The sequence below is a fragment of the Cupriavidus sp. 86D6 genome, from assembly GCF_057815095.1.
Map to the genome: position 1 here is coordinate 62,421 of NZ_JBYPSB010000016.1, position 12,996 is coordinate 75,416.

Below are 12,996 nucleotides of genomic sequence, written 5' to 3' on the forward strand. Positions count from 1 at the left end.
CCATCATGCCAGCCGTAGACCCATCCCTGATCGAACGCATCATCCGTGACGACGTGCGCGCCATGGGCGCCTATCATGTCGCCGACTCGCACGGACTGGTGAAGCTCGACGCGATGGAGAACCCGTACCGGCTGCCGCCCGACCTGCGCGGCCAACTGGCCGCGCGGCTGGGCGAGGTGGCCCTGAACCGCTACCCGGTGCCCAGCAGCGAGGCGCTGCGCGCGCAGCTCAAGTCGGTCATGAAGGTGCCAGCCGGCATGGACGTGATGCTGGGCAACGGTTCGGACGAACTGATCAGCATCATTTCGCTGGCCGCATCGAAGCCGGGTGCCAAGGTGCTGGCGCCGGTGCCTGGCTTCGTCATGTATGCGATGTCGGCTCAGTTTGCGGGCCTCGGGTTTGTCGGCGTGCCGTTGCGTGCGGATTTCACGCTGGACCGCGCCGCCATGCTGGCCGCGATGGCCGAGCACAAGCCCGCCATCATCTATCTGGCCTACCCGAACAACCCCACCGGCAACCTGTTCGACGCCGCCGACATGGAAGCGATCGTGCGCGCCGCGCAGGGCGAGGTATGCCAGAGCCTGGTGGTGGTGGACGAGGCCTACCAGCCGTTCGCCCAGGAAAGCTGGATGCCGCGCCTGACCGGGTTCGGCAACCTGCTGGTGATGCGCACGGTGTCGAAGCTGGGGCTCGCCGGTATCCGCCTGGGCTACATGGCGGGGTCGCCGGAATGGCTGTCGCAACTGGACAAGGTGCGCCCGCCGTACAACGTCAACGTGCTGACCGAAGCCACCGCGCTGTTCGCGCTGGAACATGTGGATGTGCTGGACGACCAGGCCGCCCAGCTGCGTGCCGAGCGCGCGAAGCTGGCCGACGCCATGGCGGCCATGCCGGGCGTGACGGTCTACCCGAGCGCCGCCAACTTCCTGCTGGTGCGCGTGCCGGATGCGGCACAGACGTTCGAGCGCGTGCTGGCGCGGAAGGTATTGATCAAGAACGTGAGTAAAATGCACGCATTGCTGGCCAACTGTCTGCGCGTGACGGTCAGCACCCCCGAAGAAAACGCGCAGTTTCTTGAGGCATTCCGTGCCTCATTGCAGGATTAACCCCACCATGCGTGTTGCAGAGGTCACCCGCAATACCTCGGAAACGCAAATCCGCGTTTCGCTGAACCTTGATGGCACCGGCCGCCAGAAGCTGGCTTCCGGCGTGCCATTCCTCGACCACATGCTGGACCAGATTGCCCGGCATGGCATGTTCGACCTGGAGGTGGAGGCCACGGGCGACACCCATATCGACGACCACCACACGGTGGAAGACGTCGGCATTACGCTGGGCCAGGCCGTGGCGCGCGCCATCGGCGACAAGAAGGGCATCACCCGCTACGGCCACAGCTATGTGCCGCTGGACGAGTGCCTGTCGCGCGTGGTGATCGACTTCTCGGGCCGCCCGGGGCTGGAATTCCACGTGCCGTTCACGCGCGCCCGGGTGGGCAGCTTCGACGTCGACCTGACGATCGAGTTCTTCCGCGGCTTCGTCAACCACGCCGGGGTGACGCTCCATATCGACAACCTGCGCGGCATCAACGCCCACCACCAGTGCGAAACGGTGTTCAAGGCCTTTGGCCGTGCGTTGCGCATGGCGGTGGAGCTGGATCCGCGTGCGGCCAACCAGATTCCATCGACCAAGGGTACGCTCTGACCCATACTGGTGTCTGACCTGAAACACTGACCTGCGCCCCCATATAGCAGGCGTGCCGGCTGGTTGCGGCGACGCTGACAACCCCGGACACACCCGCATCCGATGGATACGCTCAAGTCTTTCATCTCGCTGCTGGCGCTGATCAATCCGATCGGGGCGATCCCGTTCTTCATCAGCCTGACCAGCCAGCAGACCGAGGCGGAGAAGCTGAAGACGATCAAGACGGCGTCGATTGCCGTGGCGATCGTGGTGGGCTTGTCGGCGTTGCTGGGCCAGCAGATCATCGAGTTCTTCAATATCTCGGTGGCGTCGCTGCAGGTGGGCGGCGGGCTGATCATGATCATGATGGCCATGAACATGCTCAACGCCCAGACGGGCCGGACCAAGGCCACGCCCGAGGAAGAGGACGAGGCCGAGGCCAAGACCAGTATCGCGGTGGTGCCGCTGGCGCTGCCGTTGCTGACCGGGCCGGGATCGATCAGCACCGTGATCGTGTATGCGGGCAAGACGAATCACTGGTACGAGCTGCTGATCCTGGTCGGGATCGGCGTGCTGCTGGGGCTGGTGGTGTATGGCACGTTCCGTGCGGCGGACCCCATCGCACGGGTGGTTGGCAGGACCGGGATCAATATCGGCACGCGCCTGATGGGATTGATCCTGTCGGCGCTGGCCGTTGAATTCATTGTGGACGGGCTGAAGACATTGTTGCCTGTTTTGAAATCATGACTACCATAGCAATTGTGGATTACGGCATGGGCAACCTGCGCTCGGTGGCGCAGGCTCTGCGTGCCGCGGCACCGGAAGCGGACGTGCAGGTTGTGGACCGCCCCGAGGCGATCCGCGCGGCGGACCGCGTGGTGCTGCCGGGGCAGGGTGCGATGCCCGACTGCATGGGCGCCCTGGGAGATTCGGGGCTGCAGCAGGCCGTGCTGGAGGCCGCGGCGTCGAAGCCGATGCTGGGTGTGTGCGTTGGCGAACAGATGCTGTTCGAACGCAGCAGTGAAGTCAGGTCGGGCGCGGCCAGCACGCCAGCCCTGGGCCTGATGCCGGGCGAGGTGATCCGCTTTGAACTGGAAGGGATGATGCAGCCGGATGGCTCGCGCTTCAAGGTGCCGCAGATGGGCTGGAACCGCGTGCGGCAGGCAATGGCGCACCCGATGTGGCAGGGCATCCCGGACAACAGCTGGTTTTACTTCGTGCACAGCTATTATGTGCAGGCGCAGGAGCCCGCGCATATTGCCGGCGAGACGGACTATGGCGTCGTGTTTACCAGCGCGGTGGCACGCGATAATATTTTCGCCACGCAGTTCCACCCGGAGAAGAGCGCCGCGATGGGTTTGCAGCTATACCGGAATTTCGTGCACTGGAATCCGTAAAGCGTCAGAAGCACCTGTTACCAGAAGCGCCACAAGATCAACAGCGATACCTGCCGTTCAGAGCCACCGACCCAGACTGCATCCACTGCAAAACTGACATGACCTGAGCGCCCGCGCAGCCCGCGCTGGCATCGCTGCCCTTTTCCTTTACACAACCACCACGCTCGTTACGCTATGTTGCTCATTCCGGCCATCGACCTGAAGGACGGTCAGTGTGTACGCCTCAAACAAGGCGATATGGACCAGGCTACCGTCTTTTCCGAAGATCCCGCCGCCATGGCACGTCACTGGGTGAACCAGGGTGCGCGTCGCCTGCATCTGGTCGACCTGAACGGCGCCTTTGTTGGCAAGCCCCGCAACGAGGCAGCCATCAAGGCCATCATCGCGGAAGTCGGCGACGAGATTCCGGTCCAGCTCGGCGGGGGTATCCGCGATCTGAACACGATCGAACGCTGGCTCGACGACGGCCTGTCGTACGTGATCATCGGCACCGCGGCCGTGAAGAACCCCGGATTCCTGAAGGACGCCTGCTCGGCGTTCGGCGGCCACATCATCGTCGGGCTCGATGCCAAGGACGGCAAGGTGGCCACCGATGGCTGGAGCAAGCTGACGGGCCATGAAGTGGCGGATCTGGCACGCAAGTACGAAGACTACGGCGTGGAAGCCATCATCTACACCGACATCGGCCGCGACGGCATGCTGCAGGGCATCAACATCGACGCCACGGTCAAGCTGGCCCAGTCGATGTCGATCCCGGTGATCGCCAGCGGCGGCCTGTCGAACATGGCCGACATCGACCAGCTCTGCGCCGTGGAAGGCGAGGGCGTGGAAGGTGTGATCTGCGGCCGCGCGATCTATTCGGGCGACCTGGTCTTTGCCGACGCCCAGGCGCACGCGGACAAGCTGACGGCCGAGTAACCGGCGGCCGCGTCACGCCACCAGGCAGGACGCCACAACCAGCCGTGCCCCGGGCGGGCGCGGCAGGCAAGGAACCACATGCTAGCCAAACGTATCATCCCCTGCCTCGACGTCACCAACGGGCGGGTGGTCAAGGGTGTCAACTTCGTCGAACTGCGCGATGCTGGCGACCCCGTGGAAATCGCTCGCCGCTATGACGAGCAGGGTGCCGATGAAATCACTTTTCTCGACATCACCGCGACCAGCGACGGTCGCGACCTGATCCTTCATATCATCGAGGCCGTGGCTTCGCAGGTGTTCATCCCGCTGACCGTGGGCGGCGGCGTGCGCGCCGTGGAAGACGTGCGCCGGCTGCTCAATGCCGGGGCGGACAAGATCAGCGTGAATTCGTCGGCCATCGCCAATCCGCAACTGGTTTCAGATGCGACCGGCAAGTACGGCTCGCAGTGCATCGTGGTGGCCATCGATGCCAAGCGCAGTTCGGCGCCGGGCGAGCCGGCCCGCTGGGAAGTCTTTACCCACGGCGGACGCAAGGCGACCGGCCTGGACGCCGTGGAGTGGGCCCGCGAGATGGCGCGCCGCGGCGCCGGCGAAATCCTGCTGACCAGCATGGACCGCGACGGCACCAAGAGCGGATTCGACCTGGAACTGACGCGCGCGGTCAGCGACGCCGTGCCGGTACCCGTTATTGCATCAGGTGGCGTGGGCGGCCTGCAGGATCTGGCCGATGGCATCAAGCTCGGTCACGCGGATGCGGTGCTGGCGGCCAGCATCTTCCACTACGGCCAGCACACCGTTGGCGAAGCAAAGGCATTCATGGCCCGCGAGGGCATCCCCGTCCGGATCTGATCATGGCAAAGAAGTGGTTGAACAAGGTGAAGTGGGACGACAACGGCCTGGTGCCGGTGATCGTCCAGGAGACGGGGTCCAATGACGTGCTGATGTTCGCGTTCATGAACCGCGAGGCGCTGCAGCGCACGGTTGAGTTGGGCGAGGCCGTGTTCTGGTCGCGCTCGCGCAAGCGCCTGTGGCACAAGGGCGAGGAGTCGGGCCACGTGCAGAAGGTGCACGAAATCCGGCTGGATTGCGACGAGGACGTGGTCCTGCTGAAGGTCACCCAGATCGACAGCATTGCCTGCCATACCGGCCGGCACTCGTGTTTCTTCCAGAAGTTCGAAGGCGACGTCGAGTCGGGCGACTGGCATACCGTCGAGCCGGTGATCAAGGACCCTTCGGCGATCTACGCGGCCAAGCCATGAGCCAGGACACGCAAACGACTGGCTCGGCCGACTCGGCAGACGTGCTGGCCCGCGTGGCCGCCACGCTGGAATCGCGCAAGCCCGAAAACGGCGGCGACCCCGACAAATCCTATGTGGCCAAGCTGTTCAGGAAGGGCGACGACGCCATCCTGAAGAAGATCGGCGAGGAAGCCACCGAGACCGTAATGGCGGCCAAGGACGCCCGCGCGGCCGGCCTGGCCGACGAAGCCGTGGGCAAGGTGGTCTACGAAGTGGCCGATCTCTGGTTCCACACGATGGTGCTGCTCTCGCATATCGGCGCCACGCCGGCCGACGTGGTCAACGAACTGGCGCGCCGCGAGGGGCTGTCGGGGCTGGTCGAGAAAGCCAGTCGCAAGGAGTAGCATTGAGCCTATGGCCGCCCGGAATGTTCCGGACACGGCATAACGCGGTGCAACGCTGGAGGGCACGATGGCGACGGACTACACCACGCAGGTGACGACAACCGCTGATGCGGACAAGCTCGACGGATTGCGCAAGCTGACGCACATCCTTTATGCGCTGTATGCGATCCACTGGTTTACGGGCGGCATTACGGCGCTGATCGCCATCATCGTCAACTACGTAAAGCGCGATGACACCCGGGGAACGGTGTATGCCTCGCACTTTGCGTGGCAGATCCGCACGTTCTGGTGGTCGATCGTCTGGTACGTGGCGGGCGGCATCATGTTCGTGACGGTGTTGCTGTTCCCCGTGGCAATCGCCGTTTTCTGCATTTTGTCACTGTGGATACTGTATCGTATCGTCAAGGGCTGGCTGTACCTGAACGACCGCAGGCCGATGTATCCGGGCGAGCCGTTCTGAAGCCAGACCGGCAAGATCGCGACAAAAGTGGCAGCAGGACGGCACAATTTGGTGCAGTGTGCTGACAAGCTGCAACAAGAACTTCATGAAATCCCAGGACAATTGCATTTTCTGCAAGATCGTGGCCGGTCAGATCCCGTCCAGCAAGCTGTACGAGGACGACGATCTGCTGGCGTTTCACGATATCCATCCCAAGGCGCCGGTACACTTTCTGGTCATTCCGAAATCGCATGTCGATTCGCTGGCTGACTGCGGGTCCGGCGATGCGGATGTGCTTGCTAGAATAATGCTCAAGGTGCCCGAACTGGCACGCCTTGCCGGCTGCAACAACGGCTTCCGTACGGTGATCAACACCGGCACGGACGGCGGACAGGAGGTGTTCCATCTCCATCTGCACGTACTCGGCGGCCCGCGCGACCAGTGGAAGTCACCGGCGTTCTGAACGCAGGTTCGGGAAGCCTGGCATGAGAAGGGGCTGGGGCAGCGATGTCCCGGCCAGATGTTGCGTCGGGTACCGTCGCCCCGACGCGGCCTTTGAAGGACGGAACTACGGGGCCGGGCGATCATATTCCGACGCCCGCGGCTTTATCAGGAGCAAGAAATGGGTTCGTTTAGCATTTGGCACTGGCTGATCGTGCTGGTGATCGTCATGCTCGTCTTCGGTACCAAGAAGCTGCGCAATATCGGCCAGGACCTGGGTGGCGCGGTGAAGGGCTTCAAGGATGGCATGAAGGACGGCAACGCCGAGGAACCTGGCGCCAAGCCCGCCGCCGCGGCCAAGGAACTGCGCGACGCCACCACGATCGACGTGGAAGCCAAGGAAAAGCAGCGCCAGGAATAATCCGCCGGCCGTTTTTTTCTTGTCAGCCATCCTCCCGGCGGCCGCGCACGGCGCGGCCCGCCAATCCTGTGTCTCAGTTCCGGTTTTCGCATGATCGATCTCGGCATTTCCAAGCTGGCACTGATCGGCGCCGTGGCGCTGATCGTGATCGGCCCCGAGCGTCTGCCAAAGGTGGCGCGCACGGTCGGCGCCCTAGTCGGTCGCGCACAACGCTATATCAATGACGTCAAGGCCGAGGTCAGCCGCGAGGTCGAACTCGAGGAACTGCGCAAGATGCGCACGGAATTCGAGAACGCCGCGCGCGACGTCGAGCAGACCATCCACAAGGAAGTCAACGAACACACCCAGGCGCTGAACGAGGCACTGGGCGGTGTGGAGGCTTCCGGCACGGGCGGATCCGACGCCAGCGGCGTCAGCGCCGGCTATGTGCCCAGCTGGGACAGCGCGCACAAATCCCATAACGGCCGCAAGAGCTGGCGCGTCAAGCAGGGCGCGCGGCCGATCTGGTTCAAGCGCCAGCAGAACGTGCGCGTGTGGGTGCAGTCCGGCGCGGCCCGCGTCAAGCGTCATCGCACGGCCAGCGGCCGTAACCGTTCCTTCTTCGAGTAAGCATGGCGGGCACCCAAGACCCCAACGACTCCCACGATCCCAACGACGAGTCCCAGCAAGAGACCTTCATTTCCCACCTGATCGAGCTGCGCGAGCGGCTGGTGAAGGCGGTGGCGGGGGTCATCATCGTCTTTCTTGGCCTGGTCTACTGGGCGGCGGAAATCTTCAACCTGTTCTCGGCGCCGCTGACGCAGTCGCTGCCCAAGAACGGCCGCATGATCGTGACCGATGTCACCGGTTCGTTTTTCGTGCCGATGAAGGTCACGATGCTGGTGTCGTTCCTGATCGCGCTGCCATGGGTGCTCTACCAGATCTGGCGCTTTGTCGCGCCGGGGCTGTACCAGCATGAGAAGAAGCTGATCCTGCCGCTGGTGAGCAGCAGCTACGTGCTGTTCCTGTGCGGCGTGGCCTTCGCATACTTTCTGGTGTTCCCGACGGTGTTCCACTTCATGGCGCACTACAACGCGCCGCTCGGGGCCGAGATGTCGACCGACATCGACAAGTACCTGAGCTTTGCCATGACGACCTTCCTGGCATTCGGCATCACCTTCGAGGTGCCGGTGGTGGTGATCGTGCTGGTGAAGTTCGGCGTGGTGGAACTGGAAAAACTCAAGCAGATCCGTCCGTACGTGATTGTTGGCGCATTCATCATCGCCGCCGTGGTCACGCCGCCTGATGTGATGTCACAACTGTTGCTCGCCGTTCCGCTAGTGGCACTGTACGAGCTGGGCCTGTTGATGGCCCGTTTTGTGACAAGGCAGCCGCTTGGCGCCCCTGCCGAAGGTGAAACGCAGGCAGACTGAGTTCCGGGACAGTTGTTAACGGGCTGTATCCGGATAGTCTGAATGCTGTGTTTTGCACCAAATTGGTGAAATCCCCCGTGTTTGCTGTTGCTTCGTCACAACAAGAAGCGTCGGTAAACCGTGTTTACGGCGAAAAAGACTTCTGACGCGCTGGGGGGGTGACACATAATACGACGCAGACGTGAAGGTTAATGCGTCGCCCAAGCACTTGGGCAACCAAGATTTCCCAATCAGTTGACAAGGAAAGTGTCGATATGAAGATGAAACTGTTTGCAGCTGCCGTTGCCGCTCTGGCCGCCGGCGGTGCCTATGCCCAGTCGAGCGTGACCCTGTACGGTGTGGTTGACGCTGGCGTTGAGTACGCTAACCACCAGCCGGGCGTGACCGGTAGCCACGACGTAGTTCGCCTGACCTCGGGCAACATGTCCGGCAGCCGTTGGGGCCTGCGCGGCGTGGAAGACCTGGGCGGTGGCCTGAAGGGCGTCTTCGTGCTGGAAAGCGGTTTCAACCTGGACACCGGCACGTCGGGTCAAGGTGGCCGTCTGTTCGGTCGTCAAGCTTTCGTGGGTCTGCAAAGCCAGTACGGTACGCTGAGCCTGGGCCGTCATCAGACGCCGTTCTATGACTTCGGTCTGGCCTTCGATCCGATGGCCATCTCGACGAACTACTCGATCACCGCTCAAGACGCTGGCTTCTCGAGCCGCGCTGACAACTCGATCAAGTACACCGGCACGTTCGGTGGCCTGACCGGCTCGCTGCTGTACAGCACCGGCGCCAACACCGTTGGTACGGCCAACGCCTTCCAAGGCGTTTCGGGAGAAATCCCGGGTAACTACCACACCGGTCGTGAGTACAGCGCCAGCCTGATTTACAACGGCGGCCCGTTCTCGATCGGCGCGATCTTCGACGAAACCAACCTGGGCGCTCCGGTGGCCGGTGCGGGTACGAACCCGAACGCCAAGATCCAGCGCGCTTCGGTGGCTGGTACGTATGCCTTCGGCCCGGCCAAGGTGTTCGCTGGTTATCGTTACGCCCACGCTCTGTCGGGCGCGATCCTGCCGGGTGGCGTGACCACCAACAACGGTACGCTGTCGAACGCTACGGTGTCGAACCTGTACTGGCTGGGTGCTGGCTACCAGCTGACCCCGGCTCTGTCGCTGACGGGCGCCGCTTACTACCAAGACTTCCGCAACACCAAGGCTGATCCGTGGTCGTTCGTGGTGTCGACGGACTACGCCTTCTCGAAGCGCACCGACGCGTACCTGAACCTGTCGTACGCCAAGAACAAGGACGGTTCGACCCTGGGCGTGTCGTCGGGTCAAACCGGCAACCAAGGTGGTTCGGGCTTCGGTACGACGCAAGGTTCGTACAACCAGTTCGGCGCTGTGGTTGGTGTTCGCCACAAGTTCTAATTTGATGCGGGTGTAAGCCCGCTTCAGATTCGGCTTGATCAAAACGCCGGTATCCGAAAGGATGCCGGCGTTTTGTTTTTGGCGCGGCGAATAGCTCTGCGCGTCACGGTTCACGGCTCACGTATGGGTGCGGTGGCTGGCGAGGCGAAATGCGGCGTGGGCCCGTATCGTGACGCCGGGGCGGCCCCCATCGACACCCCGCGCGCGCGGTTGCCCCAGCTGATCATTCCCGAGGGCATCTGTACAGCATCAAGGCGGTAGGAATGGTGCGCGCGTAATTCGATCTCGTGTAGCGTTCCTGTCCTGCGCCCTTGCCGCAGGTCTCACGCTACAAGATGCACACCTGGCACGAGGGGAGAGCGATCGCCGCAACTGTTTCCGGCGCGCTTCATCGGCTCGCAGCCCACATCGCATGTCATATCGACTGCCGCTGGACACCTGCCAGAATACAAAAAGCCCCGGCCATCACTGGCAGGGGCTTTCGCTTTGAAGCCGTAACGCTAAGGGTTCGGCTGAGCGTCAGCTAGAGCTAGCCGTAGGGCGGCAGCGAAACCGCCTGCTACCCATCACTCTTCCTCGTCCAGCGGCATGGCGCGGCGCGGCGGCGGCGGGCGCTTGCCGATCATCACCGCGATGTCGGCCGGCTTGCCACGGCGAATCACCTTCATCTTGACTTCGGCACCCGGCTTGAGCTGCGCGATGGCATTGAGCAGCGCAGTCGTATCCGAAATCACCTGGTTGTCGACCGATACCAGTACGTCGCCAGGCTTCACGCCGGCCTTGTCGGCTGGCCCGCCCTGGACTACTGCGGCGATCAGCGCACCTTCCTTCGCATCCAGGCCAAACGATTCGGCGATCTCCGGCGTCAGGTCCTGGGGCTCCACGCCGATCCAGCCGCGCGTCACGCTGCCGGTCGAGATGATCGATTCCATCACCTGCTTGGCCGTCGATACGGGAATAGCGAAACCGATACCCAGCGAGCCGCCGGAGCGTGAATAGATCGCGGTGTTGATACCCAGCAGGTTGCCCTGCGCATCCACCAGCGCGCCGCCCGAGTTGCCCGGGTTGATGGCTGCGTCGGTCTGGATGAAGTTTTCGAAGGTATTGATGCCAAGGTGGCTGCGTCCCAGCGCCGAGACGATACCCATCGTCACGGTCTGGCCGACGCCGAACGGATTGCCGATGGCCAGCACCACATCGCCCACCTTCACGTTCTCGATGCGGCCCAGCGTGATCGCGGGCAGATCCTTGAGCGTGATCTTCAGGACGGCCAGATCGGTCTCGGGATCGGAACCCACGACCTTCGCGTTGGCCTTGCGACCGTCGGTCAGCGCCACCTCGATTTCATCGGCGCCATCCACCACATGGTGGTTGGTTAGAATGTAACCCTCGGCGCTGACGATCACGCCTGAACCCAGGCTGGACACCGGCTCCTGGCGTTCCGGCAGCCGATCGCCAAAGAAGAACCGGAACCACGGATCCTCCGCCTGGGGGTTGGGCGACCGTTTCGTGCCGTTCTTGCTGGTGAAGATGTTGACCACCGCAGGCATCGCTTCCTTGGCGGCATCGCTATAGGAACCCTGCGCTGCAGAGCCGGCCACGCTGGGCACGACTTCCTTCAGTGCCACGATAGGCGACCCCGACTGCACGGCCACCCGCCCGCGTTGCAGCCATTCGGGTTTGAGCGTGGCTATCACAAACCACACGGCCAGCACGACCGTGACGGCCTGAGCAAAGAACAGCCAGAATCGGCGCAACATATCGGAGTTTTGACCAGAAAATGAAAACCAAAGAGCTGGAATTGTACTTGAACGACCTGCTGGAAGTTTCCCGCTTCAAGGACTATTGCCCGAATGGGCTCCAAGTGCAAGGTCGCCCCGAAGTCACCCACATCGTGACGGGCGTCACCGCCAGCCTGGCGCTGATCGACGCTGCCATCGAGGCCGGCGCCGACGCCATCCTGGTGCATCACGGTTACTTCTGGAAGAACGAAGATGCACGTGTCATCGGTCAAAAACACGCGAGATTGAAGAAACTCCTAGCGGCCGACATCAACCTGATGGCCTTCCACCTGCCGCTGGATAATCACGCGGAACTGGGCAACAACGCGCAACTGGGCCTGCAACTGGGCATCGCACCGAACGGTCGTTTCAGCGACGACCAACTGGGCTGGACGGGCACGTTGCCGCAGCCGATGCCGCTGCACGCCTTCGCCGCCCACGTGGGCGGCGTGCTCGACCGCGAACCGCTCACCCTTGGCGATCCGGATCAGATGGTTCGCAGCGTGGGTTGGTGCACCGGCGGCGCGCAGGGGTATTTCGCGGCAGCCGTCGCGGCGGGCGTGGATGTTTACCTGAGCGGGGAAGTGTCGGAGCCCACCACGCATCTGGCGCGAGAGAGCGGGGTAGCCTATATCGCAGCCGGCCACCACGCCACGGAACGGTATGGCATCCGGGCCGTGGGCGAACATCTGGTGCAACGTTTCGACCTGCGCCACACCTTTATCGATATTCCGAACCCGGTCTGAGCAGCCGGGCCCCGGAATTTTCGGCCAGATCGGACCCGCTCGGGCGCAATCAGGCGCGCGGGGCCTTCAGGCTGTCGCGAATTTCACGCAGCAGCTTGATGTCCTCGGGCGTTTCGGCCGGCTTCGGCGCTTCCTGCTCCTTCTCGCGCATCTTGTTGAACGCCCGGACCATCAGGAAGATGATGAACGCGAGGATGACAAAGTTGACCACAATGGTCAGGAAATTGCCGTAGGCGAACACCGGCACGCCTGCCTTCTTCAAGGCATCGAGGGTGTGCGGCACACCCGGCGGCGGCTCGGCCAGCATGACGAACATGTTCGAAAAATCGAGCTTGCCCACGACGCGGCCCACCAGCGGCATGATCAGGTCGTTGACGACAGAATCGACGATCTTCCCGAACGCAGCGCCGATGATCACACCCACAGCCAGGTCGATCACGTTGCCGCGCATCGCGAAAGTTCGGAACTCGCTCATCATTCCCATCGGTTTTTCTCCAATTTGTTGTTCCAGATTAACGTTTGTATTTGACAAAGCCTGCATCATCGCAACCTCGAGTGCAAGTCTGGATGCCGCATTAGAACGCTTTCCGCTGCGATTCCCCATCCGATCCCATGAACGATTATCGGCGCCACGGCTATCAGTAGTTCGCCTATCGTCGCCAGATGTGCCTCAGGTATAATTTTTTGTTGACGCAGGATTCAATTGA

The 12,996-nt window shown here is 62.6% G+C and carries 17 protein-coding genes; 15 read left to right on the plus strand and 2 right to left on the minus strand.

Annotation, left to right across the window (positions count from 1 at the left end; translation table 11 throughout):
* The first annotated feature begins 5 nt into the window (after positions 1–5).
* From hisC to AC3G88_RS25155, 14 genes are all read left to right on the plus strand, one after another.
* Positions 6–1,106 (plus strand): histidinol-phosphate transaminase, encoded by a 1,101-nt coding sequence (gene hisC / locus AC3G88_RS25090; RefSeq protein WP_488774014.1) that lies wholly within the window; start codon positions 6–8, stop codon positions 1,104–1,106.
* A gap of 7 nt (positions 1,107–1,113) precedes the next feature.
* The gene (gene hisB, locus AC3G88_RS25095; protein ID WP_066731163.1) at positions 1,114–1,701 is read left to right on the plus strand and encodes an imidazoleglycerol-phosphate dehydratase HisB; all 588 of its coding nucleotides are present in this window, start codon (positions 1,114–1,116) and stop codon (positions 1,699–1,701) included.
* 102 nt (positions 1,702–1,803) lie between these two features.
* Positions 1,804–2,427: a YchE family NAAT transporter gene (locus AC3G88_RS25100; RefSeq protein ID WP_488774015.1), complete on the plus strand. Its 624-nt coding sequence runs from the start codon at positions 1,804–1,806 to the stop codon at positions 2,425–2,427.
* Positions 2,424–3,077 carry an imidazole glycerol phosphate synthase subunit HisH gene (gene hisH / locus AC3G88_RS25105; RefSeq protein ID WP_488774016.1) on the plus strand — a complete coding sequence of 218 codons (654 nt, stop codon included), beginning with the start codon at positions 2,424–2,426 and terminating at the stop codon, positions 3,075–3,077. The genes AC3G88_RS25100 and hisH overlap by 4 nt, the downstream gene beginning before the upstream one ends.
* 174 nt (positions 3,078–3,251) lie before the next feature.
* The gene (gene hisA, locus AC3G88_RS25110; RefSeq protein WP_153949121.1) at positions 3,252–3,995 is read left to right on the plus strand and encodes a 1-(5-phosphoribosyl)-5-[(5-phosphoribosylamino)methylideneamino]imidazole-4-carboxamide isomerase; all 744 of its coding nucleotides are present in this window, start codon (positions 3,252–3,254) and stop codon (positions 3,993–3,995) included.
* Positions 3,996–4,073: 78 nt separating this feature from the next.
* The gene (hisF, locus tag AC3G88_RS25115) at positions 4,074–4,844 is read left to right on the plus strand and encodes an imidazole glycerol phosphate synthase subunit HisF (protein ID WP_066731152.1); all 771 of its coding nucleotides are present in this window, start codon (positions 4,074–4,076) and stop codon (positions 4,842–4,844) included.
* A gap of 2 nt (positions 4,845–4,846) precedes the next feature.
* Positions 4,847–5,254 (plus strand): phosphoribosyl-AMP cyclohydrolase, encoded by a 408-nt coding sequence (gene hisI, locus AC3G88_RS25120; protein WP_488774017.1) that lies wholly within the window; start codon positions 4,847–4,849, stop codon positions 5,252–5,254.
* Positions 5,251–5,637 carry a phosphoribosyl-ATP diphosphatase gene (locus tag AC3G88_RS25125; RefSeq protein ID WP_488894096.1) on the plus strand — a complete coding sequence of 129 codons (387 nt, stop codon included), beginning with the start codon at positions 5,251–5,253 and terminating at the stop codon, positions 5,635–5,637. The genes hisI and AC3G88_RS25125 overlap by 4 nt, the downstream gene beginning before the upstream one ends.
* A 67-nt stretch (positions 5,638–5,704) precedes the next feature.
* Positions 5,705–6,097 carry a DUF4870 family protein gene (locus AC3G88_RS25130; protein ID WP_488774019.1) on the plus strand — a complete coding sequence of 131 codons (393 nt, stop codon included), beginning with the start codon at positions 5,705–5,707 and terminating at the stop codon, positions 6,095–6,097.
* 85 nt (positions 6,098–6,182) lie between these two features.
* Positions 6,183–6,539, plus strand: coding sequence for a histidine triad nucleotide-binding protein (locus AC3G88_RS25135; RefSeq protein WP_153949125.1), 357 nt, complete (start codon positions 6,183–6,185; stop codon positions 6,537–6,539).
* Between the two features lie 159 nt (positions 6,540–6,698).
* The gene (gene tatA / locus AC3G88_RS25140; RefSeq protein ID WP_488774020.1) at positions 6,699–6,938 is read left to right on the plus strand and encodes a Sec-independent protein translocase subunit TatA; all 240 of its coding nucleotides are present in this window, start codon (positions 6,699–6,701) and stop codon (positions 6,936–6,938) included.
* A gap of 90 nt (positions 6,939–7,028) precedes the next feature.
* Entirely contained in the window at positions 7,029–7,547 is a 519-nt protein-coding gene (gene tatB, locus AC3G88_RS25145) for a Sec-independent protein translocase protein TatB (protein WP_488774021.1), read from the plus strand.
* Between the two features lie 2 nt (positions 7,548–7,549).
* Entirely contained in the window at positions 7,550–8,350 is an 801-nt protein-coding gene (tatC, locus tag AC3G88_RS25150; protein WP_488774022.1) for a twin-arginine translocase subunit TatC, read from the plus strand.
* A 254-nt stretch (positions 8,351–8,604) separates the two neighbouring features.
* Positions 8,605–9,762, plus strand: a complete 1,158-nt coding sequence (locus AC3G88_RS25155) for a porin (protein WP_488774023.1) — start codon at positions 8,605–8,607, stop codon at positions 9,760–9,762.
* A 566-nt stretch (positions 9,763–10,328) separates the two neighbouring features.
* On the opposite strand, the gene AC3G88_RS25160 is transcribed toward AC3G88_RS25155, so the two are convergent.
* Positions 10,329–11,522 (minus strand): Do family serine endopeptidase, encoded by a 1,194-nt coding sequence (locus AC3G88_RS25160; RefSeq protein WP_153949130.1) that lies wholly within the window; start codon positions 11,520–11,522, stop codon positions 10,329–10,331.
* Between the two features lie 20 nt (positions 11,523–11,542).
* Between AC3G88_RS25160 and AC3G88_RS25165 the strand changes: the two genes are divergently transcribed.
* A complete protein-coding gene (locus AC3G88_RS25165; protein ID WP_488774024.1) occupies positions 11,543–12,289 on the plus strand; it encodes a Nif3-like dinuclear metal center hexameric protein in 747 nt (248 codons plus the stop codon).
* A 49-nt stretch (positions 12,290–12,338) separates the two neighbouring features.
* On the opposite strand, the gene mscL is transcribed toward AC3G88_RS25165, so the two are convergent.
* A complete protein-coding gene (mscL, locus tag AC3G88_RS25170) occupies positions 12,339–12,773 on the minus strand; it encodes a large conductance mechanosensitive channel protein MscL (RefSeq protein ID WP_488774062.1) in 435 nt (144 codons plus the stop codon).
* Positions 12,774–12,996: the final 223 nt, after the last annotated feature.